Annotated in this window: 23 protein-coding genes and 1 other RNA gene; 13 read left to right on the forward strand and 11 right to left on the reverse strand. The window is 59.6% G+C overall.

Going from position 1 to position 21,685, the window contains the following annotated elements; translation table 11 throughout:
* Complete coding sequence (locus F550_RS0109190; protein WP_018148254.1) at window positions 1-342, reverse strand: hypothetical protein; 342 nt, start codon at window positions 340-342, stop codon at window positions 1-3.
* Window positions 343-520: 178 nt separating this feature from the next.
* Between F550_RS0109190 and F550_RS0109195 the strand changes: the two genes are divergently transcribed.
* The 5 genes from F550_RS0109195 to F550_RS0109215 all read left to right on the forward strand — a co-directional run bounded on the left by F550_RS0109195 (window position 521) and on the right by F550_RS0109215 (window position 4,225).
* Complete coding sequence (locus tag F550_RS0109195) at window positions 521-1,504, forward strand: NAD(P)H-dependent flavin oxidoreductase (RefSeq protein ID WP_018148255.1); 984 nt, start codon at window positions 521-523, stop codon at window positions 1,502-1,504.
* A 72-nt stretch (window positions 1,505-1,576) separates the two neighbouring features.
* Window positions 1,577-1,777: a hypothetical protein gene (locus tag F550_RS0109200; RefSeq protein WP_018148256.1), complete on the forward strand. Its 201-nt coding sequence runs from the start codon at window positions 1,577-1,579 to the stop codon at window positions 1,775-1,777.
* A 115-nt stretch (window positions 1,778-1,892) separates the two neighbouring features.
* The gene (locus tag F550_RS0109205) at window positions 1,893-2,810 is read left to right on the forward strand and encodes an SDR family NAD(P)-dependent oxidoreductase (protein ID WP_018148257.1); all 918 of its coding nucleotides are present in this window, start codon (window positions 1,893-1,895) and stop codon (window positions 2,808-2,810) included.
* A gap of 129 nt (window positions 2,811-2,939) precedes the next feature.
* Window positions 2,940-3,638 carry a pirin family protein gene (locus F550_RS0109210; RefSeq protein WP_018148258.1) on the forward strand — a complete coding sequence of 233 codons (699 nt, stop codon included), beginning with the start codon at window positions 2,940-2,942 and terminating at the stop codon, window positions 3,636-3,638.
* A 113-nt stretch (window positions 3,639-3,751) separates the two neighbouring features.
* A complete protein-coding gene (locus F550_RS0109215) occupies window positions 3,752-4,225 on the forward strand; it encodes a hypothetical protein (protein WP_018148259.1) in 474 nt (157 codons plus the stop codon).
* A 57-nt stretch (window positions 4,226-4,282) separates the two neighbouring features.
* On the opposite strand, the gene F550_RS0109220 is transcribed toward F550_RS0109215, so the two are convergent.
* From F550_RS0109220 to queC, 3 genes are read right to left on the reverse strand one after another with little or no spacing between them, the layout of a single operon-like run.
* Entirely contained in the window at window positions 4,283-4,708 is a 426-nt protein-coding gene (locus tag F550_RS0109220; RefSeq protein WP_051076827.1) for a 6-carboxytetrahydropterin synthase, read from the reverse strand.
* Window positions 4,663-5,334, reverse strand: coding sequence for a 7-carboxy-7-deazaguanine synthase (queE, locus tag F550_RS0109225; RefSeq protein ID WP_040500500.1), 672 nt, complete (start codon window positions 5,332-5,334; stop codon window positions 4,663-4,665). The genes F550_RS0109220 and queE overlap by 46 nt, the downstream gene beginning before the upstream one ends.
* On the reverse strand, window positions 5,313-6,020 hold the full coding sequence (queC, locus tag F550_RS0109230; protein ID WP_018148262.1) for a 7-cyano-7-deazaguanine synthase QueC: 708 nt from the start codon (window positions 6,018-6,020) through the stop codon (window positions 5,313-5,315). The genes queE and queC overlap by 22 nt, the downstream gene beginning before the upstream one ends.
* 243 nt (window positions 6,021-6,263) lie before the next feature.
* On the opposite strand from queC, the gene F550_RS0109235 reads away from it, so the two are divergent.
* The 3 genes from F550_RS0109235 to F550_RS0109245 all read left to right on the forward strand — a co-directional run bounded on the left by F550_RS0109235 (window position 6,264) and on the right by F550_RS0109245 (window position 11,158).
* Window positions 6,264-9,170: a TonB-dependent receptor gene (locus F550_RS0109235; RefSeq protein WP_026180680.1), complete on the forward strand. Its 2,907-nt coding sequence runs from the start codon at window positions 6,264-6,266 to the stop codon at window positions 9,168-9,170.
* A 129-nt stretch (window positions 9,171-9,299) separates the two neighbouring features.
* Window positions 9,300-10,520 (forward strand): PQQ-dependent sugar dehydrogenase, encoded by a 1,221-nt coding sequence (locus tag F550_RS0109240; protein WP_018148264.1) that lies wholly within the window; start codon window positions 9,300-9,302, stop codon window positions 10,518-10,520.
* A 17-nt stretch (window positions 10,521-10,537) separates the two neighbouring features.
* Window positions 10,538-11,158 carry a glutathione S-transferase family protein gene (locus F550_RS0109245; RefSeq protein ID WP_018148265.1) on the forward strand — a complete coding sequence of 207 codons (621 nt, stop codon included), beginning with the start codon at window positions 10,538-10,540 and terminating at the stop codon, window positions 11,156-11,158.
* A 149-nt stretch (window positions 11,159-11,307) separates the two neighbouring features.
* Here F550_RS0109245 and recR read toward each other — a convergent pair whose 3' ends face one another.
* Genes recR through F550_RS0109260 form a run of 3 tightly spaced genes read right to left on the reverse strand, consistent with a single transcriptional unit; the run spans window position 11,308 to window position 14,007 of the window.
* On the reverse strand, window positions 11,308-11,907 hold the full coding sequence (recR, locus tag F550_RS0109250; RefSeq protein WP_018148266.1) for a recombination mediator RecR: 600 nt from the start codon (window positions 11,905-11,907) through the stop codon (window positions 11,308-11,310).
* 6 nt (window positions 11,908-11,913) lie between these two features.
* Window positions 11,914-12,237: a YbaB/EbfC family nucleoid-associated protein gene (locus tag F550_RS0109255; RefSeq protein ID WP_018148267.1), complete on the reverse strand. Its 324-nt coding sequence runs from the start codon at window positions 12,235-12,237 to the stop codon at window positions 11,914-11,916.
* 9 nt (window positions 12,238-12,246) lie between these two features.
* On the reverse strand, window positions 12,247-14,007 hold the full coding sequence (locus tag F550_RS0109260; RefSeq protein WP_018148268.1) for a DNA polymerase III subunit gamma/tau: 1,761 nt from the start codon (window positions 14,005-14,007) through the stop codon (window positions 12,247-12,249).
* Window positions 14,008-14,107: 100 nt separating this feature from the next.
* Here F550_RS0109260 and F550_RS0109265 point away from each other — a divergent pair, with 100 nt between their 5' ends.
* Window positions 14,108-15,601, forward strand: coding sequence for a cryptochrome/photolyase family protein (locus F550_RS0109265; RefSeq protein WP_018148269.1), 1,494 nt, complete (start codon window positions 14,108-14,110; stop codon window positions 15,599-15,601).
* Between the two features lie 186 nt (window positions 15,602-15,787).
* Here the strand turns inward: F550_RS0109265 and F550_RS0109270 are convergent, their stop codons facing one another.
* On the reverse strand, window positions 15,788-16,180 hold the full coding sequence (locus F550_RS0109270; protein ID WP_018148270.1) for a hypothetical protein: 393 nt from the start codon (window positions 16,178-16,180) through the stop codon (window positions 15,788-15,790).
* 615 nt (window positions 16,181-16,795) lie between these two features.
* Between F550_RS0109270 and F550_RS0109275 the strand changes: the two genes are divergently transcribed.
* The gene (locus tag F550_RS0109275) at window positions 16,796-17,941 is read left to right on the forward strand and encodes a hypothetical protein (protein WP_018148271.1); all 1,146 of its coding nucleotides are present in this window, start codon (window positions 16,796-16,798) and stop codon (window positions 17,939-17,941) included.
* 107 nt (window positions 17,942-18,048) lie between these two features.
* On the opposite strand, the gene F550_RS0109280 is transcribed toward F550_RS0109275, so the two are convergent.
* Together F550_RS0109280 and ffs are read right to left on the reverse strand one after the other, a co-directional pair.
* Complete coding sequence (locus F550_RS0109280) at window positions 18,049-18,477, reverse strand: hypothetical protein (RefSeq protein WP_018148272.1); 429 nt, start codon at window positions 18,475-18,477, stop codon at window positions 18,049-18,051.
* Window positions 18,478-18,510: 33 nt separating this feature from the next.
* Window positions 18,511-18,607: signal recognition particle sRNA small type (ffs, locus tag F550_RS18930), an RNA gene on the reverse strand.
* A 64-nt stretch (window positions 18,608-18,671) separates the two neighbouring features.
* On the opposite strand from ffs, the gene nudC reads away from it, so the two are divergent.
* Both nudC and F550_RS18935 read left to right on the forward strand, forming a co-directional pair.
* A complete protein-coding gene (nudC, locus tag F550_RS0109285; protein ID WP_018148273.1) occupies window positions 18,672-19,601 on the forward strand; it encodes an NAD(+) diphosphatase in 930 nt (309 codons plus the stop codon).
* Window positions 19,602-19,769: 168 nt separating this feature from the next.
* A complete protein-coding gene (locus tag F550_RS18935) occupies window positions 19,770-19,928 on the forward strand; it encodes a YqaE/Pmp3 family membrane protein (RefSeq protein WP_018148274.1) in 159 nt (52 codons plus the stop codon).
* A 179-nt stretch (window positions 19,929-20,107) separates the two neighbouring features.
* On the opposite strand, the gene F550_RS17420 is transcribed toward F550_RS18935, so the two are convergent.
* Window positions 20,108-20,560, reverse strand: coding sequence for a YHS domain-containing (seleno)protein (locus F550_RS17420; RefSeq protein ID WP_407637657.1), 453 nt, complete (start codon window positions 20,558-20,560; stop codon window positions 20,108-20,110).
* 209 nt (window positions 20,561-20,769) lie between these two features.
* On the opposite strand from F550_RS17420, the gene F550_RS0109300 reads away from it, so the two are divergent.
* Window positions 20,770-21,684 carry a LysR family transcriptional regulator gene (locus F550_RS0109300; protein ID WP_018148276.1) on the forward strand — a complete coding sequence of 305 codons (915 nt, stop codon included), beginning with the start codon at window positions 20,770-20,772 and terminating at the stop codon, window positions 21,682-21,684.
* Window position 21,685: the final 1 nt, after the last annotated feature.

Below are 21,685 nucleotides of genomic sequence, written 5' to 3' on the forward strand. Positions count from 1 at the left end.
CTATTGCGGGGTGGTCTCGTCCGTGGTTTCGGGCGAACCATCCTGCATCGGCATCGTAGAACCGGTATCAAGATCGTCTTCCGGTGTTGGAATGCCGCCTTCTGTCTCAAGATTGGCCGGACCAGTATCCTGCCGGGTATCGACAATCGCATTGTCATTTGGACGTTCCGAGCCATCGCCCTCGATCAGGTCAGGCGCTTCGGTATCATCGGTCTGCTCGCCATAGACATAGTCAGGCGTCTCAACCTCTTCACCGACTTCCTGTGCGACGTCCTGATCGTTGCCACCACACGCGCCCATCAGGAGCGCGGATGCTGCGAGAAGTATGATCTTGAAGTTCATTCTAAACTCCTTTGGCCATAGGGCCGGGCACTGTTCGTGTTAATCTGTGTGAATAATCGGTGAACCGGCCAGAGGTTCCGAACCAAGACGTTAACACCTCAGTCCTGCCGTTGCGGGACGGCTTCACAATCAGCGCAAGATCGCCTTCCATGACCCCATACAGTCAGGGAGAGACATTATGAGCTTGCACACACCGCTTTGCGATTTTCTGGGCGTGAAATATCCGATCATGCTGGCAGGCATGGGCGGGGTTTCCTACGCTGAGCTTGCGGCCGCGATGTCGAATGCGGGCGGGTATGGCGTGCTTGGCATGGCCGGCACCACGCCCGATTTCATCGAGAGCCAGATGAAGCGCGTGCGCGAGCTGACCGACAAGCCGTTCGGCGTAGATCTGCTCGCCGCGTCCCCTGAAAGTCTCGAACAGTCCGTCGATGTCATCATCAATAATGGCGCCGACAGCTTCGTTGCCGGACTTGGCGTGCCCATGCCGATCATGGAGCGGCTGAAAAAGGCCGGCGTAAAGGTCATGGTGGTCGGCGGCGCGGTGAAACACGCCATCAAGGCTGAACAGGCTGGCTGCGACGCCGTCATCCTGCAGGGCGGCGAAGGCGGCGGGCATACCGGCCTTGTCGGCACCATGCCGCTGGTGGCGCAGGCGGTTGAGGCCGTGAACATCCCCGTCATCGCCGCAGGCGGCATCTATGATGGGCGCGGGCTTGCCGCTTCGCTTGCCCTTGGCGCGGTCGGTGTGTGGATGGGCACGCGCTTCATCGCGTCTGAAGAAGCCCACGCGGCCAATCTCTACAAGCAGACCATCGTCAGCGCGGGTGATACCGACACCACCCGCACCCGCTGCTATTCCGGCAAACCCATGCGTTGCCGCACCAATGAGTATATCAATGACTGGGAAAGCCGCCCCGAAGACATCCAGCCCTTCCCGCAGCAGGCGATCCACTCGCACCAGACCGGCGTCATTGGCGGCATTGGCGGCATCACTGATGAGGCCAAGCTCGACGCAGACACGTCCTGCTTTGCGATGGGCCAGTCGGCAGGCGGGGTAAAAGACGTTCGCCCCGTCAAGGACATTGTCGAGAGCATCATCAAGGAAGCAGATAAAAGCATCTCCCGGATCGCAGGCTACCGGTCAGAAGTGACAGCTTGAGTCAGATCTCTCCGGCGATTATTGGTACATGTTATAAATTTGATCGTACCGATCGCCGGAGGGTCTGACCCCGTGCAGAAACTGACATCCTATCTGGCGGCGATGGCGATCAGGACGATGGGGCGTCTCGCCGACCACACGCCGATAAAAGCGAGCCCGCCCGCCGACGCCGCCGTCCGCCTCGGCCTGCCATGGAATTTCGCCTGGAAGAGCGAGGCTCGAAAAGCCCGCCTGCTTGCCGCGCGCCGCACCGCGAGCGTCGTTGCTGAATAAGCAGCCGACCGGACGATAGCGGCAATACGCCCGCGCCGAAGCGACTTGCCAAGCTTTGCCTGAAGGTGTTGGAACGCAGTCAAACCTTTAGACAAAGCGACCTTAGGAGGAATTGATGGGCGTTCTCGACGGAAAAGTGATTCTTGTCACTGGCGGTGGCAATGGCATCGGCAAGGAATGCGCGCTGCTGGCCGCAAGAGAAGGCGCAAAGATCGTGGTCAACGATCTCGGCGGCACGCTGTCAGGCGACGATTCGGGCGACGCAGGCCCGGCAGAGAAAGTGGCGCAGGAAATCCGCGCAGCGGGCGGCGAAGCGGTCTCGAACTCCGACAGCGTCACCGACTACAAAGCCGTCGAAGGCATGATCGAGCAGGCCAAGGATGAGTTTGGCGGCCTGCACGGCATCATGAACCCGGCCGGCATCCTGCGCGACGGCATGTTCCACAAGATGTCGGAAGAAGACTGGAAAGCCGTCATCGACGTCCATCTCAATGGCTCGTTCAACGTGACCCGTGCGTCGGTCAATCATTTCCGCGATCAGGAAGAAGGCTCCTACGTCCTCTTCACCTCGACCACGGGCCTTATCGGCAATATCGGTCAGGCCAACTATGGCGCCGCCAAGCTTGGTATCGCCAGCCTCTCGCGCATCATCGCCATGGAAGGCGAGCGCAAGAATGTCCGCTCCAACGTCATCGCGCCCTTCGCCTGGACGCGCATGATCGCCTCTATCCCGGTCAAGGATGAGGCTGGTAAGGAACGTGTCGAGCGGATGAAGAACGGCATGCGCGCCGATCAGGTCGCCCAGCTCGCCGTCGCGCTCTGCGCCGACAAGTCCAAGGACGTCTCCGGCCAGATCTTCTCGGTCCGCGGCAATGAGGTCGTCCTGTTCGACCAGCCTCGTCCGGTAAAATCCGTCGCCCGCCTTGAAGGCTGGACGCCGGAAACGCTGCTCGACCAGGGCCTGCCATCGATGAAGGGCAGCTTCATGGATCTCGGCGCGACGACCACCGTCTTCCCTTATGAGCCTATCTAAAAGACACTATGCGAGGCGCGGTCATTGATACGCGCCTCGCATAAGTCATCTGCAAGACATCCCATTGGCGCGGCGGCCACGCCGCGCCATTTCTGTTTCCGGAACACGAAAAACCCCGGAGACAGACCCATGATTGATATCAGACGTTTCGACGGGCTCGGCACATTCAGAAATGAGTGGCTCGACGCCCATTATCATTTCTCATTCTCTCAGTATTACGACCCGTCCCGCATGGGGCATGGCAAGCTGCGCGTCTGGAATGACGACAAGGTCAGGCCACAGACCGGCTTTCCGCCACACGGCCACCGGGACATGGAAATCATCACCTATGTCCGCTCTGGCGCGATCACCCACCAGGACTCCATGGGTAATAAAGGCCGCACCGAAGCAGGCGACGTCCAGGTGATGAGCGCCGGCCGCGGCGTCCAGCATTCGGAATGGAATGCCGAAGATGAGGAAACCACCCTCTTCCAGATCTGGATCGAACCTGCAGAAGCCGGCGGTGCCCCAGGCTGGGGGGCGCAGAAGTTTCCCAAGGCGGACCGCTCGGGAAGCTGGGCGACGCTCGCCAGCGGCGACGCGAGCGACAAGGCCCTGCCGATCCGTCAGGACGCCAAGGTTCTGGGCGCAACCGTGAAAGACGGCGAAACACTCGAATACTGCGTAAGCGCGGGCCGCCATGCGTATCTCGTCCTCGCCGATGGGTCGGTTCGTCTCAATGACGGCGAAACCCTGAATGCCCGTGACGGGGTCGCGATAACAGGCCCTGAAAAGCTGACGATCAAAGGTGTGGCGAACGCTGAAATTGTCCTCGTTGATACGATCTGACGTGACGAACGACGCTGTCTGGTGGCCTCGACAGACAGCGTCGTTCGCAACCAGCTCTGCGCAACTAACGTTTCTATGTTATATTCGCATCTGCCTTTAAAGGAGGTCAGTTCATGAAAACCGCCCTTATTGCTCTTGCCGCGCTCACCCTCGCACCTGTCGCAGCGGCGGCCGAAATCGTCATCGACTACTCCCCGGACTTTCAGGAAAAGCTGGAAGACGATTACGGCGTCAAGGAAGGCGACAAGCTGCAAAGCGACATTCGCAGCGACCTTGAGCGCGAGCTTGGCAAAGCCAATGTGGACCCTGCCCGCGTCAGTGTCACGATCATCGATGCCAAGCCAAATCGCCCAACCATGGAGCAGCTCAGCCAGCAACCCGGCCTCGACATGCTGCGGTCAAGATCCATCGGCGGTATGGAGCTGAGCGGCGTTGCCTATGACGCCTCCGGCACCGCTATCGCAGAGGTCGAATACGAATGGTTCGAAAGTGATATCACGCAGGTCGTCGCAGCAGGCGTCTGGAGTGATGCAAACCGGGCATCGCGCCGGTTCGCCCAGCGTTTTGCTGAAGAGCTGACAGACTAGAGCGCTCAACGAAATCCAATTATGAAAAGCGGCTGGGAAGATCTCCCGGCCGCTTTTTTATTGGGTGATTTCCAGCGTGCAGCTCTCATTGAGGCTCGGACGCGACAGCGTGATCCGGCTGAGCCCCGGCAGCTGCACCTTCATCTCGCGCGCGGCCCAGAGGCAGATGCGCTCCAGCGTCGGCACGGACAGCCCGTCGATCTCGTTCAGCAGCGAATGATCGAGCTTTTCGGCGGTCGCTTTGAGAGCCTCGGTCAGCTTGCTGAAATCCTCGACCCATTCCTCGCCCGGCTTCACCTTGCCACGCACGGCTGCTTCCAGCCTGAAGGAATGACCATGCAGATTGCGGTAAGGGTGGCCTTCGGGCTTACCGCCCATGAAATGCGCAGCCTCAAAGGTTACCGCCTTTGAGATCTCGAACACTTCGCCTGACGGGCTCAGGGCAGCCCGATCAGTTTGTGGGTTTGTAAGCTCAGTCGCCATTCCGGATGCTTCATGCAGTAGGCCGCCGCAGCGGCAATATTATCGGCCTGCCTGTTATCATCTTTGGGCTGAAGGAAGAAGTGCTCGAACTGCAGCGCAGCAAAACGCTCCGGCTGGGCTTCCGGCTCGATCTGCGGATATACGAGTTTGAGTTCATTTCCGCGCGTCTGGACAATCGCTGCATTCGCTTTGGGCGAGACGCAGATCCAGTCGAGACCGTCTGGCGCCGCCAGCGTCCCGTTGGTCTCCACACCGACCTCAAATCCGCGCGCGTGCAGCGCGTCGATCGCAGGGGCGTCCAGCTGCAGAAGCGGTTCGCCGCCCGTACAGACGACATAACCTTTCGGCCCGCTATCACCGGTCTTCTCGCGCCAGACCGCCTCGATGTGGTCGGCGAGCGCCTCCGCGCCGCGAAACTTGCCGCCATTCTCGCCGTCAGTTCCAACGAAATCGGTGTCGCAGAACTGGCAGACGGCCTTGGCGCGGTCGCGTTCAAGACCGCTCCAGAGATTGCAGCCGGCAAAGCGCAGGAACACAGCCGCACGGCCGGTCTGCGCGCCCTCGCCCTGCAAGGTCACATAGGCTTCTTTCACCGAATAGGTTTTCACCCCTGGCGCTCCTGCCATTTTCGATAGCCGTTCGCCCGCAGCGTGCAGGCGGGACACTTGCCGCAGCCATAGCCCCACTCATGCCGGGTGCGATTGTCGCCGATATAGCAGCTATGGGTCTTCTCGATGATGAGATCGGTCAGTGCCTTGCCGCCAATGTCCCAGGCGAGCTGCCAGGTCTCTGCCTTGTCGAGCCACATCAGCGGCGTCTTCAGGGTGAACTGGCGATCCATACCCAGCGACAGGGCCTTCTGCTGCGCGTCGATCGTATCGCGGCGGCAGTCGGGATATCCCGAATAGTCCGTCTCACACATGCCGCCGATGATGACGTCGATGTCGCGCCGCCAGGCCAGAGCCGCGGCCAGCGTCAGGAAGACGAGATTGCGCCCCGGCACGAAGGTCGACGGCAGGCCCGCCTCATCCTCTGTAATCTCGGTCTCGCGCGTCAGCGACGTTTCACTGATCTGTCCGAGCACGCCAAGATCGATGAGATGGTCGTCGGCCAGACGCTCAGCCCATTGCGGAAAGTCCTGGCGGATCGCGCTCAGCACATGCTCGCGCGCGTCCAGTTCCACCCTGTGTCGCTGGCCATAGTCGAAACCGATCGTTTCGACATGGCGATAGCTCTTCAGCGCAGAGGCCAGGCAAGTTGTGGAGTCCTGTCCACCGGAGAATAGGACAAGCGCAGAGGTGGGTCGCGTCATAGCCCGCGCAATAGCAGAGCCACGGGGCGGCTCCAAGCTAATCCTTCCTTAGCGTCAGCTCTTAGTTACCGAAAAAACACGGCAAATAGGCAAGTTCCCGCAAGCCGAGTATGTGGTTGACAATTTGTCACATCTGCCGATCAACTGATTGCCGGGGCACAGCCAGAAAAAGGCTGGCCCATGAGGAAACGCAACAATTGGGACGGCTCATAAAAAAGAGCTGCCCTCCTGGGAGGAGCTGAGATGACTAAGAAAACACCCGAAAAATATCTAATGCTTGCGGGCGCTTCGGCGATCGCTTTGAGCCTTTTTGCGCCGGTCGCGACCGCGCAGGATGATGGCGGCGGCGATGTAGAAGTCCGCCGGACGCTTGGTACCGTTCTCGTGACGACGCAGAAGACCGAGGAATCCATTCAGGACGTTCCGATCGCTGTGTCGGCCTTCGATGAAGAAGCGCTGGAAAAGCTCCAGCTGACAGGTGGTCCTGACCTCGTCCGCTCCATTCCGAACGTGTCCTTCACCAAGGGCAATTTCGGCGGCTCCTATAACTTCAAGATCCGCGGCATCGGTGTCGACCTTGTGGCCCAGTCCGGTGACGCCGGCGTCGGTGTCCACCAGAACGATGTACCGCTGACCGCGAACCGCCTGTTCGAAGCGGAATTCTTTGACGTGGAACGCGTTGAAACGCTGCGCGGCCCGCAAGGCACGCTGTACGGCCGGAACGCCACTGGCGGCGTGATCAACGTGATTACTGCCAAGCCAGTGTTTGAGGAATTCCAGGCCGACCTCAACCTGACCTATGGCAACTACAATACGTTCAAGGCCAAAGGCATGCTGAACGTGCCACTGGGTGATCGCGCCGCCCTTCGCGTTGCCGGCTCGCTGCTTCAGCGTGACGGCTATGTGGACAATATTGTTACCGGCAACGACATTGACGACCGGGACCTCTATGGCATCCGCGCGACGCTGGCGGTTGAGCCGACAGACCGGCTTCGCGGCTGGATCTCGTACGACTATTTCGAAGAAGACGATTCGCGTCTGCGCTCGGGCAAACAGCTCTGCGACAAGGATCCATTCATGACGAGCTTCGGGGGCGTCCCGATCGGCGGCGCCGATCAGATCTATACCAGCCTTGGCTGTCAGGAAGCCCCGCTCAGCCAGTCGACGGATCGTGTGAACTCTGCCGGTACGCTTGGCGGCGGCCTGGGTATCGCTGCCGGCCTTCTGAATGGCGACGCGTTCACCACGCCGCTCATCCAGGATCTGCGCACGATCGAGTCGGCCTTCGATCCAGCCTATAAAGCGGACCAGGAACTCTTTACCTGGAAAGCTGAGTTCGACCTCACTGACTCGCTGCTGCTGACCTATCTCGGTAGCTATAATGAAACCTCGGCCGTGTCCGTTGAGGACTATAACAAGATCGCGCCGAACGTAGCGTTCAACGATCTCTCAGCTGTGCCTCCTGGCATCAGCCCGGCCGCTGACCTCTACAACGCCCTCTTCCCTGGCGGCGTCGTGAGCGATCCTCAGCTCGGCGCATCGAACATCTTCAGAACGTTCGATATTTCGGGCGGCGGTAGCGAACAGACGACACACGAACTTCGTCTCCAGTCGGATTACGATGGCCGGTTCAACTTCAATCTCGGCGCCATCTCCGTCGATTTCGAAGCCATCGACCCTGCTGACCCGACGGCTGGCTATGTCGTTCTGTCCAACACGCTGACAGCCCTCACCCAGTTCAACAATGCAACTGGCGGCGGCGTCTTCGGCGGGCCTGTTCCGATCGACACGGCTGGCCCATCGGTGGGACCGGTTAGCAATTTCGGCGGGTTCGGCGGCAACTATTTCCGCTCGCTGTCGCCTTACACTCTCGAATCCTTCGCCATCTTCGGCGAGGGCTATTTCGACATCACCCAGGACCTCCAGCTGACCGTCGGCCTGCGCTACACTGATGACAAGAAGGAGCAGGCAAATATTCCGACCGCTCTCTTCGTGCCAAACCCAGCCGCGCAGGCAGATCTGTCGCCGCAGCCAATCCCGGGCAACGCGCCTGATGATGCTGGCGATGGCACCTACAATGTCGCCTTCGAGGAAACCACGGGACGGATCGGTCTCGACTGGCAGCCAGCCCTGGACTTCACCGAGGATACGCTGCTCTACGCCTTCTACTCACGAGGCTACAAAGGCGGCGGCATCAACCCGCCACAACCGGCAGGGGCCAACAACTTCCCGCAGACCTTCGATCCGGAGTTCATCAACTCCTACGAACTCGGCACGAAGAACACGCTGGCTGGGGGAGCACTTCAGCTCAACGCAACTGGCTTCTACTATGACTATGAAGGCTACCAGATCACGCAAATCGTGAACCGGTCTTCGGCTAACTTCAACATCGATGCCCAGATCAAGGGCTTCGAGCTTGAGACAGTCTGGAACCCGGCTTCCACCTTCGTGATCAACGCCAATCTCGGCCTCCTCGATACCGAGATTAAAGACACATTTGCCATTGATGTGCTTGATCGTACCAATAGCCGGGCTGACCTCGTGACACTGAAGAATGCGTCGAGCTATTCGAACTGTGTTGTGTCGGCTCAGGGCTACGCCACGGTTCTCGGTGCAATCCAGGGCGGCATCCTCGCACCTGGTTCCACTGCGGGCCTCTGCGTCGGGGCCTTTGCCGGACAGGAAGCAGCCTTCGGGGTGCCCACAGTTTCCTACACCGACTCCAATGGCCAGACCCGGACCATTGGCGGCCTGACCCCGTTCGACGGCGAAGCGAAGGATCTGGAGGGCAACGCCATCCCGGGCGCGCCTGAGACGACCTTCAGCTTCGGTGCAGAATACACCTTCGAAGGTCTCTTCAACGGTGCATGGGCCGCCCGTATCCGGGGCGACTACTACTATCAGGGTGACAGCTTCAGCCGCGTCTGGAACACCGGAAGCGACGAGCTCGACAGCTGGAACAACCTCAACCTCGCTCTCCAGTTCTACAATGACGAGAACGGTCTCGAGTTTGAAATCTTCGGCAAGAACGTCACCGATGAGGAAGTTGTCACCGGCCGTTACCTGACCGATGACTCCTCGGGTCTGTTCTCCAACATCTTCCTGACCGAACCACGCCTCTACGGTGTGCGGGTCCGCAAGAGCTGGTAGAGCCTGACGTAACATCTGACTGAATGAGGGGCGGTCCTGGACAAGGGCCGCCCCTTTTCTTTTGTCCCGCCTGTTTGCGTTACCCCGCCGAGCACCTAGATTGAGCGCGACAGTCTTGAGGAAAATGCCATGAAAACCCTGCTAGTGACCGCGAGCGCCCTGCTCCTGGCGACCGCCTGCTCGCCATCTTCAGATGAGGCGCCGGCATCAGGCGGCGACAGTGCAATTACGGACGCTTCCGATAACACGACCGGAGCGGAGACAGGCGAGACGACCGCAAGCGCGGCGCTGGTCAGCGAAGACGGGTTTCGCCTGACCCCGGTCGCAGAAGGCCTCGGCTTTCCATGGGACATGCTGTTCCTGCCAGACGGCACGATGCTGATCACAGAGCGGGATGGAAACATTCGCATCCTGCGGGATGGTGAGCTTGTCGAAACACCGGTGGCCGGCGCACCAGAGCCCCTGGTCAACGCACAGGGCGGCTATTTCGCCATGGCGCTCGACCCGGATTTTGCGTCCAACCGGAAACTCTACCTCGCCTATGCCAAGGGCACGGAGGCCGAAAATTCGACGGCCGTCGTGTCTGGCACCCTTTCCGAAGATGCAAGCGAGCTGACCGAGGTTCAGGAAATCTTCTCGTCCACCCCGCGCGAAACTTCCCACCATTTCGGGGGACGGCTCGCTTTCCTTCCCGATGGAACGCTCATTCTCACCCTCGGTGAAGGCTTCCGCTATATGGATGAAGCCCAGAACCCGATGAACTACCACGGCACGACCGTGCGCATAAACGCGGACGGGTCCTTTCCTGAAGACAATCCATTCGCCGATGGCAGTGAGGGCGCGCCAGGCGTCTGGACCTATGGGAACCGCAATGTGCAGGGCCTTGTCTGGGACGATGCCCGCGAGATCCTCTGGGCACACGAACATGGGCCGAAGGGCGGCGATGAGCTTAACCGCCTCGAGGCCGGTAATAATTATGGGTGGCCAGCGATCACCTATGGTGTGAACTATGACGGCACCATTCTCACCGAAGAAACCGAAGCGCCTGGCATGGAACAGCCTGTCGTAAAGTGGGTCCCCTCCATCGCGCCATCAGGCATGGCTCTGGTGACCGGTGATGTCTGGTCTGAGTGGCAGGGCGATCTCATCATCGGGGCCATGAATGGTCCGCGGGGCCGAAAACTCGTTCATGTGATGCTGGATGAGGACGGCAATGTCACCGGCCAGGCCGACCTCATGGCCGATCTCGAAATCCCGTTCCGCGATGTCGCCATCGGTCCGGACGGCAACCTCTATGCAGCGACCGCCAATATGGACGGCGTCGTCTACCGCATCGACCGTAACGAATAGGCCAGGGAGCCACTCGAATGATCAAACTCCATCACCTGCGCATCGGGCGCTCGATCTTCACGGTCTGGCTGCTGGAAGAGCTTGGCCTCGATTATGAACTGGAGGTCTATCACCGCCATCCGGAGACCTTCCGTTCACAGGAAGATCTGAAGAACGCCACGCCGCTCGGCAAATCACCAACGCTCGAAGTCGACGGTGTCATGCTGACCGAGTCCGGCGCGATCGCGGCCTATCTGGTCGACCATTATGACCCGGACGGCAGACTCGCGCCGCCGCGGTCTGACAAGAAAGCCTGGGCCGAATACCAGCGCTGGCTGCATTACCCCGAAGGCTCGGCCTTCCTGCCGCTCTTCATGCGCATGTTGCAGGCCCGCGAAGGCGATAATCCTTCTCCGGTTCACAAGGCGTTTGCTGATGGCGAGGTGCCGCTTCACCTCGGCCTTCTGGACAAGCACCTTGCCGACCGCGAGTTCATCCTTGGCGACAAGTTCCAGGCCCCTGATATCGGCGTGACCTATATCGCCAACATGGCCGAACGCCTCGGGGAACTCGCGCCCTACAAGAACCTCAAGGCCTATTACGACCGCAATCTGAACCGCCCTGCCTGGAAACGGGCCAAGGAACGCGCTGTCGAATAGTCGAACCTGCATTTTATTCCCTGAAAACCCCACCCTAACCCTCCCCGCAAGCGGGGAGGGGATGCCGGTTCGCAGCGCTTAGAGCTTACGCTTACCAGTGTGAGCATCGCCCCCTCCCCGCTTGCGGGGAGGGTCGGGGTGGGGCCTTACTACCGCCGGGACCGCATCGCAGCGGCCAGCGTGCCTTCATCGAGATGATCAAGCTCACCGCCATGCGGCACGCCCTGGGCGAGCCGCGTGGTCGTGACATCCAACCCCTCGAGCCGGTCGCGGACATAATCGACCGTGATCTGGCCATCGAGCGTGGCGCTGAGCGCAAAGATCACTTCGCGAACCTCGCCGCCCTTCACCCGGTCGACAAGCATGCCAATGGTAAGGTCTTCTGGCTCCACGCCATCGAGCGGCGACAGCACACCGCCGAGCACGTGATAGCGCCCACGAAAGGCGCTCGCGCGTTCAAGTGCCCAGAGGTCCGGCACATCCTCGACCACGCAGATGACGCTGTCGTCCCGGCCCGTATTCTGACAGACGGCGCAGGGCTGCAGCGTGTCGTAATTCCCGCACGTCCTGCACTGCTCAATCCGGTTACCGGCGTCCGCCAGCGCATCGGCTAGCGGCATGAGGAGCTGGTCCTTGCGCTTTAACAGGTGCAGCGCAGCGCGGCGGGCCGAACGCGGCCCCAGACCGGGAAGCCTCCCGATCAGCTCAATCATTTTCAGTATTTCAGGTCCGGCGCTCTTCTGGCTCATTGAAGGCTAGAAAGGCATCTTGAAGCCAGGCATCAAACCGCCGAAGCCGGATGTGGCTTCCTTCATCGCCTTTTCCATTTCCTCGTCCAGACGCTTGCGGGCATCGCCATGGGCGGCCTTCACAAGGTCTTCGATGATTTCGGCTTCATCTTTGAGGAGGGACGGATCGATGCTGAGGCCAATCATCTCGCCCTTGCCCTTCAGGCGAACCTTCACCAGTCCGGCTCCGGCAACACCTTCAGCTTCGATCTGTTCGACCTTTTGCTGGGCTTCCTGCATCTTGGCCTGCATTTCCTGGGCCTGCTGCATGATCTTCGAGAGGTCTTTCATTCCCACGACCTACCCTTTCCTTTGGTTGGCGACGCGCAAGGGGACGACATTGTCCTCCACGGGCGGCTGTTCAAGGCTGTCACTGCCGCGAACATCCAGAATCTGAAGCCCCGGAATAGCTTCGATCGCCGCCGCAACGTCGGTATCGGCCCGAACGGCTTCGATCCGCTCCTGCTTCAGCCGGTCCTCGCGCTCACTGACGGTTTCGCCGGGCGCGTCGGGCCGCGATTTGCGCACATCCCACTCATGCCCGGTCGAGATTTCAAGAAAATCTGTGAGGCGTCGAAGCAGGTCCACCGGCGCGCCGTCTTTCAGGTCGCAGCTTATCGTCCCGTCGGCAAAGACCGATGGCCGGATATAGGCCTTCGCCTCGCCCCATAGGACGGGTTCACGTTCTTTCTCCAGCAAGTCGAGGACATCGTCGAACTTGGAAAGCTTCGCGCCCGGCTCGCCGCCAACCGGCACCACGTTCGGGTCTTCCTTGCCGCCCCGGCCCCGGCCGCTTGATCCGTTATTGCTGCCCCCGCCGCCCTGGGCGATCAGCCTTGCGGCATCCTCGGGCGATGGCAGGCTGGCAGCTGTCACAAGCCGCAGGATAACCATGCGAAGCGCCACATCTGCCTCCGGCGCGCTCTGGGTGTCGCGATAGCCCGACAGCAGGATCTGCCAGTTGCGCTGGGCCTGCGCCGGGGTCACACTGTCAGCGATCTGCCGGGTGCGGGTGGTCCAGTCGGACGGGCCGGGCAGGACATAATTATCGCCCATCGCCTGAACCGTGGCGACGTCTGCGGCGATCTCAAGCAGATCCTTCATCAGGATCAGCGGATCTGCGCCGATCTGGATCTGATCGGTAATCTCGCTGACCGCCTCACTCGCCTTGCCAGTGACAGCGTATTCAAAGGCATCTAGCAGACGCAGCCGGTCGCCAAGGCCGAGCATGTCGCGAACGGCTGCGCCGGTAATTTCGCCGCCATCGAGACCCTGCACGATGGCCTGGTCGAGGATGGAAAGCCCGTCACGGACGGAGCCTTCTGCAGCGCGGGCGATCAGTGTGATGCCCTCTTCGGAAATCTTTGCGCCTTCGCGGCCAGCAATCTTACCAAGGTGCGCGGCCAGTTCGCCGGTATCGAGCCGTTTCAGGTCAAACCGCTGACAGCGCGAGAGAACCGTGACGGGCACTTTGCGAATTTCGGTCGTCGCGAAGATGAACTTCACATGTGGCGGCGGCTCTTCGAGGGTCTTCAGGAGCGCATTGAAGGACGCCGTCGACAGCATGTGAACTTCGTCGATGATGTAGACCTTGTAGCGCGCCGACTGGGGCGAGTAGCGCACGCCGTCCAGCAGGTCGCGCATATCGGCGACACCGGTTCTGGAGGCTGCATCGAGCTCAAGCACGTCAGGGTGGCGGCTCTCCATGATGGCCTTGCAGTGCTCCCCCGGCGGGTCGAGCTTGAGGCTAGGCCCCGCATGATCGGGACCGTCATAGTTGAAAGCACGCGCGAGCAACCTCGCTGTCGTTGTCTTGCCGACGCCGCGAACGCCGGTCAGCATGAAGGCGTGGGCGATGCGGTTCAGCTCGAACGCATTGCGCATCGTGCGAACCATCGCTTCCTGGCCGATCAGGTCAGAGAAAAGCTTCGGTCGGTATTTGCGCGCCAGCACCTGATAGGACGCGCCAGCCTTTGCGGGGGCCGCTTCCTCCTCCGCGAACATGGAGAAGGTAGCGTCGTCGCGCTCTTCGGCGCCGGGAAGGTCTGTCTCATCGCTCATGCCCGTTTACTAATGGCAGGGACTCGGGGGTCTCGGCAATGGCATGCGGGCGGTTTTGCAGCCTTTGCCTGCGAACCGATCGCCCTAGCTCCAGCAAGCGATGACCAAGGCACTCCTGATCTTCCCGCACCAGCTTTTCAACAACCATCCGGGGCTCGACAAGCGCCCGGACCGGATCTGCCTTGTCGAGGACACGCTGCTCTTTGGCGACCGGCAATATCCCATGCGCTTTCACAAGCAGAAACTCTGGCTGCACCGGGCCTCGATGTCGCGCTATGCCAAGCGGCTCGAAGGACTGAAACCGGACTTTGAGTATATTCGCTATGACGCCGGCAAGCCGCTTCTCAAGCCAACAATCGCGCGCCTCGCCAGGGCCGGTTTCGATGAGGTGATGACCTGCGACCCATCTGATTTCATTCTGGAAAAACGGCTCAAATCCTATTGCGACGCTGAAGGCCTAGAGCTGACGCTGATCAACACCCCGCTTTTCCTGAACACGCCGGGCGAGAACCGGGCGTGGCGGGAAGATCACAAGTCGTGGTTCCAGGCGGAGTTCTACAAACGCCAGCGCCGCCAGTTCGATGTCCTCATGAACGGCGACAAGCCCAAGGGCGACCAGTGGAGCTTTGACGATGAGAACCGCAAGAAGGTGCCGAAGAAGCTCAGAGAGAGCGTTCCCCAGCTGCCCGCCAAAGAGCCTGACGAGATCGAGGAAGAGGCGCGGCGGTCGGTCGAAAAGGACTTCCCGGACAATTACGGCTCGCTCGACACCCTCTACTGGCCGACCAGCCATGAGGATGCCGAGAGCTGGCTTGGGCAATTCCTGAATGAGCGCTTCGAGCTGTTCGGCCCCTATGAGGACGCCATTCTGGAGGGCGAGACCCTCCTCTGGCATTCGGCGATCACGCCGATGCTGAATATCGGACTTCTGACGCCGCAGCTGGTGCTGGATGCGGCGAAAGCCTTCATCGTGACCAAAGACATCCCGATGAATTCGGCCGAAGGCTTCCTCCGGCAGGTCATTGGCTGGCGCGAGTTCATGCGCGCGACTTATGAGGATATCGGCGTCCCGATGCGCACCACGAACCATTGGGGCCATACGCGCAGTTTGCCGGAAAGCTTCTGGACCGGTGAGACGGGGATCGGCCCCATTGATGATGTCATCAAGCGCATCCTCAAGACCGGCTACTGCCACCATATCGAGCGGCTGATGGTGCTCGGCGGGTTCATGTTCATCTGCGAGATCGACCCGGACGATATCTACAGATGGTTCATGGAGATGTTCGCCGACAGCTATGACTGGGTCATGGTGCCGAACGCCTATGCGATGAGCCAGAACGCCGATGGCGGGCGCATCACGACGAAGCCTTACTTCTCCGGCTCAGCCTATATCCGCAAGATGGGCAACCATGAGACAGGCGAGTGGTGCGACATCTGGGATGGCCTTTACTGGCGCTGGATCTGGCGTAATCGCGAGGCACTGGCGGGCAATCCGCGTTGGGCGATGATGGTCTCGATGGCCGAGAAGATGGACGGGGAGAAACGTCAGAAGCATCTGGATGTGGCGGCGAACTTTTTGCGGGGATTGGGGTAGCTGCTTCCCCACCCCGACCCTCCCCAGCGGGAGGGGGATGGCGTCGCATAGGGTTTTCAGGAAAGCGCCTTACTTTTCGGGGTTTGCGCCCCCTCCCCTCTGGGGAGGGTCGTGGTGGGGCCAGCACCAGCGGCCGCAGACCCATCGCGGGTGCGGCTGGAAAACCCTGGATTTTTCCCGCAGGCCCTAAGGCGGCACCAGCACATGCGGCAGGCCGGTGAGCAGACCGCCCTGCCCGGCCAGCACGGCGCCCAGCCCCGTCGCCGCAATGATGATGCCAATCCCCTCGCCAGCCCGCGCCATCAGGGCGCTTGCGCGCGCCTCGGGGTCGAGCTTTTCCCAAGGGGTGCGCGCGGCAAAGACAGTCCAGTCATTGGCAGGTTTTCGGTCCCCGCGCACGTCCAGCGTGATAATGATGCGGCCGGTCTTCAGCACGCTATAGCCCACCAGACCGGACCCGCCCTTGGCGCGCTCCGCCTTGAGGTACCGGTCGAGCCGGTAAACCTCGACCAGGAAAATGGGCCAGACCCATATTTCGAGGGCGGCAAGCGTGTCGAGGATGAAGTCGCGGTCGATCATGGAGGCGGAGCCTAGACGGGCGCGCCGGGGGGCGGATGTTTTTGGTGCGCTCGGGGTGGTTGCACGGTGTACCGGCGGTGTCTGGGCGGTGTTTTGGGGTGGGGGTTCTGCGGGATGAGGGAAGCTGGAGGTCGTCATCCCGGAATTTGCGCCAGCACATATCCGGGACCGAGCGCGTTTTTAAGCGGCTGGGTCCCGGATCGCCTGCGGCGTCCGGGATGACGAAAAGCGGGAAGAGCACACCTGACCGTGGATGCGCTCATTCGTGCGAAGGCTGGCATTAGTTCGTAACACCCGAGAATCAGTTGAGTGGACGGATTTCAGTTAAGAGATAAGGGGGCCCATCAAAAGTCTGTGAATTTAGCAGATAGAGCTTGCGCGTGGCTGAATAAGCAGAGGAACCTCGCTAACTTGCGACGCCTAAAGCCTATGTCTGAATCTCCGTCGCGGCCAGCGCGTCGGCATCGTCCTAGCCGTTTCGTCGACGATAAGCTGACGTCAGATGTGTAACTATAGTAAAGTTTGTCGGGTGACAGTTGGCTAGCCTGGAAGAAACATCAATGCTTGAATGATCTAATGTTCTATCCATTTCGGGGTAAACGTGGGGCCTTATAAATGCAGAAGCGGGACTCTGGAAGCGAGAACGAAGCCTTTATATCGTTAAAGTCGCTCTTCTTCGTAGGCGGCGCCCTAATTTGGGCAGCCAATCAAAACTGGCTGCAGATGGCTCAGTTTTACGATGAGTTTCTTGTGTTATGGCGAGATTTCATAAGGGCATTATGGTCCGAATTTTTTTCTCTGCTGCATTTACCATTCGACCTCCGAGGCTATCAAAAAGACATTCTAAGCATCATAGCCGTTTTGCTAGGATCTGCGGTTACCCGTGCATTTTTTAAGAAACCACCACCCACACTTTTTAAGAAAAATCTTCTTCGCATAAGGAAAGAAGCAGAGGAAAAATACAAAAGAGCAAGCTTTTACCACTCTCTTCTCAGAGTTACACACCGAGCATTGCTCTCTGTGCATATTATTGCCGCCGGATCCATACTATATTTTTTGTTGATACTTCCATTCTTAGATACTTTTGAGTTCACGCACGAATTTAAATTCTTATTGTTTGCGGCAATAGTTTTTTATACTATAATTGTTTCAATATTATTGATAGCGATATCTATACTTATTTGGAGAAAGATAGATACAATAAGCGCGAAGGCAATAAGGGCAAAAGTAATCTATATCCAAGAACTATTCAAAAAAACTTGGAAATATATACGTAGAGGTGGATGGAAAAATATTTTTTCCCACAGATTTAGATCTATATTTATATTGTATTTAGTAAATATGGGATTGATCATAATTGTTGTTAAAGTGTATCAAATTTTTGGACATGAAAGAATAAAACAATATTTTACTAAAAGTATTGATCATTCTAAATTTAATCCAGCTGAATATGTGATGAGCATTCTAAATGGCGATTACATAGATTTGCTTCTTATAATACTATGTTTTGTAACTCTTTTCTTTGCCTCCGGCAGAAGCCTTAGACCAATTGCGCAGTTTGTAACAATCGGACTGATAATAGTGGCGATAGGCGTGGCTTCTCGAGCAGTGCTAAAAATAAGCCCCTCATTGAATGAGCAGACGGCACAGACTGTCGTGCATGCCGAATCGTGGACATCGCCAATCTCATTAGCTGATATTTTCGAAACACTTGTAGACAGCCAGCAGAGCTCTGCAGTGAACTGCACTCAGAAGGAATAGGTATCTAGTGAAGTCAAAACAAACCGAAGCGGAGACTGAACCGCAACTCGAAACGAAAGTCGTTAGGGCCGCTTCGTTCCCGACCTGACCCGGTTAGCGAGAGCTAGTTATTCGGGCGATTGCGTGGCTTCCAGCGCGGTGCGCACATTTTGTCCGTATCGTGTGTAGCCGTGTAAGGCGCAGGCGTTCGTCGCAGGAAAATAATCTGTGCCGTCGCTCGCGAATACTAATCGCTCTTCACCCGGTTCAAAGCTGACCTTGCAAGACGAAAATTCCGAAGGGTGACGCACATAAATGCGCGCTCCGGATGCGCCCTTGTAGGCCTGCGTGATTTTGAAAGAGGTTACATACCCGGATGAGCCTCGTTCATCACCTTCTGTCGCGATACGGAGGGTCTCTTCAGCCACGCCGACGAAAACATGATCGGCACCGCCCACCTTCTCGCTAACAGTTTTCGGCGGCAAACAAGAGCAGGCTTCAGCGGCGACTGACAGGCTGGCAAAGGCCGCGGTGAGCGCAAACGATTTTGCAATCATCCGCGCAGACTAGATCGGAATTCAGGAATTGAAAGCGGAGACTGGACAGTGACCCGAAGCGAAACTCGTTAGGGCTGCTTCGTTCCCGACCTGACCCGGTTGGCGAGGACTTCGTCCACCGCCAGCCTCCTGATGCCCATATCGCGTTTTGAAAGCGGGGTGACAAGGGGGCGATTGCTGATAGGTCTGTGTGCATGACTGCAACAACCACCAATTCCGAATTCATATCGCTGGGCGCGCGCCCGATTGACCGGGCGGGCCATCACCGCACCGATGCTGACTGGCTGGCCGCCGCCTATGCCCGCGACGATGTGCTTGTCCTGCTGATGCAAGGGGGGCTGCCCCTGCTGGCCCGGGATGGCGGGCTTGTCTGGCTGGGGCCGGAAGCGGCAAAGCTCGCGCCGGACAGTGAGCCGCTCTTTCTTGGCCTCGACAAGAACAAGACGCCTATCTTTGCCGTGGAGATGCCGAGGGATTTCGATGTCGAAGCCTCGCTGATTGCGGGCACGGGCGAGTTCACCGATTTCCGCATGGCGATGGGCCTGATGAGTGAGATGGAGGCCAATCTGGCGTCCACCGCGCGGTCGCTCTTCGAGTGGCACCGCTCGCACCGGTTCTGTTCGCGCTGCGGCGCTGAGAGTGGGCGGGTGGAAGCGGGCTGGAAGCGGGCCTGCACTGAGTGTTTTGCCGAGCATTTCCCGAGGACGGACCCGGTCGCCATCATGCTGGCGACGCGCGGCGACAAGTGCCTGCTGGGCCGCCAGAAGATGTGGCCGAAGGGGATGTGGAGCTGCCTTGCCGGCTTTATCGAGCCGGGCGAGACGCTGGAACAGGGGGCCGCGCGCGAGGTGCATGAGGAAGCGGGCATCCACTGTGACCCGGCCAAGACCGAATACCTGTTCTGCCAGCCTTGGCCGTTCCCGTCCTCGCTGATGATCGGGCTGATCCTGCCGGCTGAGACCGACGAGATCGCCGTCGACAAGAATGAGCTGGAGACCGCGCGCTGGTTCACCCGCGAGGAGATGCGGGCCGTGTTTGCAGGCGAGCACAAGGAGGTGTTCGCGCCGCCGCCCTTTGCCGTGGCGCACCACATCATGAAGGAATGGGCCGAGCGGGAGGATTAGGTCTTTCTTAGACCGCTCATCCCCGCGCAGGCGGGGATCTCGTGAAGCGGTCGTTGCGCCCTGACTGGCTGAGACCCCCGCCTGCGCGGGGGTGAGCGGCGTGGAGATATGCAGCGGAACGAGACGCTTGAGCTGGCGTTTGTGTCTCTTTAAACGAGAGACAACTTCATGGATCTTATCCGCATTCTTCTTTCTATCCTTATCCCGCCGCTGGGTGTGTTCCTGCAGGTCGGGATTGGCCTTCACTTCTGGCTGAATATCGTGCTGACGCTGCTTGGCTATGTGCCGGGCCTCATCCACGCGATCTGGATCATCCTGCGCAAATAGGCATGCAGCAGACATTGCAGACTGGCGAGCGGCCAGGCCTCATCAGGGCCTGGCCGTTTCTCTGTGCGTTGCGAATTTACTGGGGCCTGAAACGAGGAAGACCCTGCACTGAGGGGGGAGTGCAGGGTCTTCGAGCCGGAAGTGGCAAGGCGAGGTGAGGGGAGGAGGGATTTGCCTTGTTACTTCAGAACCTCCGGCCAGTTCGTATTCGCTTTATCAATGTGCTCGGCGCGGTCTTGTTCCCAGCGGGTCTGAATATTTTTGTTGTAGTTGAGATAGAGCCTGTCATCGACGATGGCCCAGTGGTCTGCGTCGCCTTTTGCGGTGTAGCCTTCCGAGATGGCCCAGGCGCAGTAACCCCCGAATTGTGGGGCATATTTTTCCGGGTCGAGGAGGAACGTCTCGAGGTTTTCCTGACTGGCGAAGCGGAACTCAGCGCCCTCATATTCGGTGGTAAAATCGCGGCTGCCTTTGACGGGGCGACCCTCTGTGAAATAGGCGACCGGGTCGTGGCCCTGGACGGCGGTGTTGGAGAAGGTGCCGGTATAGACGGGCGCCTTGTCGGCATGGGCCGGGGCCGCGAAGGCGAGGCCTGTGAGGGCGATGGCGGCGGCAGCTACTGCGTGTCTGATCCGGTTCATCTGTGGCGTGTCCCCGTGGTGTTCTGGCTTGGGCTTGAAGTAGCGCTTCTTCGGGAGATGCGCGAATGACGCGTGCGTGACGAGGGCTCACGAATGGGTGAGAGATGCCGTGATGAGGCGCGTTAGCGGCCTGCCCCCTCGCGGTCCGCGGCGCGCGTGTCTATATGGAGGGGCGCGAGGCGATATGGAGGCGAGCGGCGATGGACCGGCTGGATGCAATGCGGCTCTTCATCAGGGTGGCGGATACGGGGAGTTTCTCGAAAGCGGCAGCCGACCTCGAGATCGGCCAGCCCACCGTGTCGCGCCGCATACAGGACCTTGAGGCGCAGCTTGGCGCGGAGCTTTTCCTGCGCACGACGCGGGCGCTCAGCCTGACGGAGTCTGGTGCGAAATTCTATGATCGCGCGCGGTCCATCCTCGAAGCCTTCGAGGCGGCAGAGGCAGAGGTGCGCGGGCTGGACAATGATGCCGTCGGCCAGCTGCGCATCAGCGTGCCGCATTCGCTGTCGCGCGTGGTGATCGCCCCGGCGCTGGCGAGTTTCATGCGGCGCTATCCCGACCTCTCGCTCGATGTGATGTCGGACGATTCCTATACCGATATCGTGCAGGAGGGCGTCGATCTGGCCTTCCGGCTGGGCGAGCTTGCCGATTCCAGCCTGATGGCAAAGCGGATCGCGCTCAGCCCGCGAAAGCTCTGGGCCTCGCCCATCTATATCGCCCAGCAGAAAGACGTGTCGCGGCCAGGGGAGCTCTCCCCCGAAGACGCGCTGCACCTTCGCCAGCAAACCGGCGCGGCTGTCTGGGAGATGACCCATAAGGAAAGCGGCGAGGTCGAGACGCTGCGCGCGGCAGGCCGGTTCAGGGCCTCGTCAGGCGACGTGCTGATACAGGGCGCGCAGGACGCGCTCGGCTATATCCTGGCGCCGGACTGGCTGGTCTGCGAGAAAGTCCGCGATGGCCAGCTGGCGCGGCTCTTGCCGGAGTGGGAGGCGGCCGAACTGCCGCTTCATGTCGTCTGGTCCGGCGGCAAGCTGAAAGGCAAGGCGCGGCTCCTGGCCGATCATATCGGCGAGGCGATGAAGGCAAAAGAGTTGCAGGAGCCGGCGGCGGCGTAAA

Source organism: Henriciella marina DSM 19595, assembly GCF_000376805.1.
GTDB classification, from domain to species: domain Bacteria; phylum Pseudomonadota; class Alphaproteobacteria; order Caulobacterales; family Hyphomonadaceae; genus Henriciella; species Henriciella marina.

Coding starts and splice junctions, on each gene's coding strand:
- F550_RS0109190 (WP_018148254.1), bottom strand. CDS start 342: ATGAACTTCAAGATCATACTTCTCGCAGCATCCGCGCTCCTGATGGGC.
- F550_RS0109195 (WP_018148255.1), top strand. CDS start 521: ATGAGCTTGCACACACCGCTTTGCGATTTTCTGGGCGTGAAATATCCG.
- F550_RS0109205 (WP_018148257.1), top strand. CDS start 1,893: ATGGGCGTTCTCGACGGAAAAGTGATTCTTGTCACTGGCGGTGGCAAT.
- F550_RS0109210 (WP_018148258.1), top strand. CDS start 2,940: ATGATTGATATCAGACGTTTCGACGGGCTCGGCACATTCAGAAATGAG.
- F550_RS0109215 (WP_018148259.1), top strand. CDS start 3,752: ATGAAAACCGCCCTTATTGCTCTTGCCGCGCTCACCCTCGCACCTGTC.
- F550_RS0109220 (WP_051076827.1), bottom strand. CDS start 4,708: ATGGCGACTGAGCTTACAAACCCACAAACTGATCGGGCTGCCCTGAGC.
- queE (WP_040500500.1), bottom strand. CDS start 5,334: ATGGCAGGAGCGCCAGGGGTGAAAACCTATTCGGTGAAAGAAGCCTAT.
- queC (WP_018148262.1), bottom strand. CDS start 6,020: ATGACGCGACCCACCTCTGCGCTTGTCCTATTCTCCGGTGGACAGGAC.
- F550_RS0109235 (WP_026180680.1), top strand. CDS start 6,264: ATGACTAAGAAAACACCCGAAAAATATCTAATGCTTGCGGGCGCTTCG.
- F550_RS0109240 (WP_018148264.1), top strand. CDS start 9,300: ATGAAAACCCTGCTAGTGACCGCGAGCGCCCTGCTCCTGGCGACCGCC.
- F550_RS0109245 (WP_018148265.1), top strand. CDS start 10,538: ATGATCAAACTCCATCACCTGCGCATCGGGCGCTCGATCTTCACGGTC.
- recR (WP_018148266.1), bottom strand. CDS start 11,907: ATGAGCCAGAAGAGCGCCGGACCTGAAATACTGAAAATGATTGAGCTG.
- F550_RS0109255 (WP_018148267.1), bottom strand. CDS start 12,237: ATGAAAGACCTCTCGAAGATCATGCAGCAGGCCCAGGAAATGCAGGCC.
- F550_RS0109260 (WP_018148268.1), bottom strand. CDS start 14,007: ATGAGCGATGAGACAGACCTTCCCGGCGCCGAAGAGCGCGACGACGCT.
- F550_RS0109265 (WP_018148269.1), top strand. CDS start 14,108: ATGACCAAGGCACTCCTGATCTTCCCGCACCAGCTTTTCAACAACCAT.
- F550_RS0109270 (WP_018148270.1), bottom strand. CDS start 16,180: ATGATCGACCGCGACTTCATCCTCGACACGCTTGCCGCCCTCGAAATA.
- F550_RS0109275 (WP_018148271.1), top strand. CDS start 16,796: ATGCAGAAGCGGGACTCTGGAAGCGAGAACGAAGCCTTTATATCGTTA.
- F550_RS0109280 (WP_018148272.1), bottom strand. CDS start 18,477: ATGATTGCAAAATCGTTTGCGCTCACCGCGGCCTTTGCCAGCCTGTCA.
- nudC (WP_018148273.1), top strand. CDS start 18,672: ATGACTGCAACAACCACCAATTCCGAATTCATATCGCTGGGCGCGCGC.
- F550_RS18935 (WP_018148274.1), top strand. CDS start 19,770: ATGGATCTTATCCGCATTCTTCTTTCTATCCTTATCCCGCCGCTGGGT.
- F550_RS0109300 (WP_018148276.1), top strand. CDS start 20,770: ATGGACCGGCTGGATGCAATGCGGCTCTTCATCAGGGTGGCGGATACG.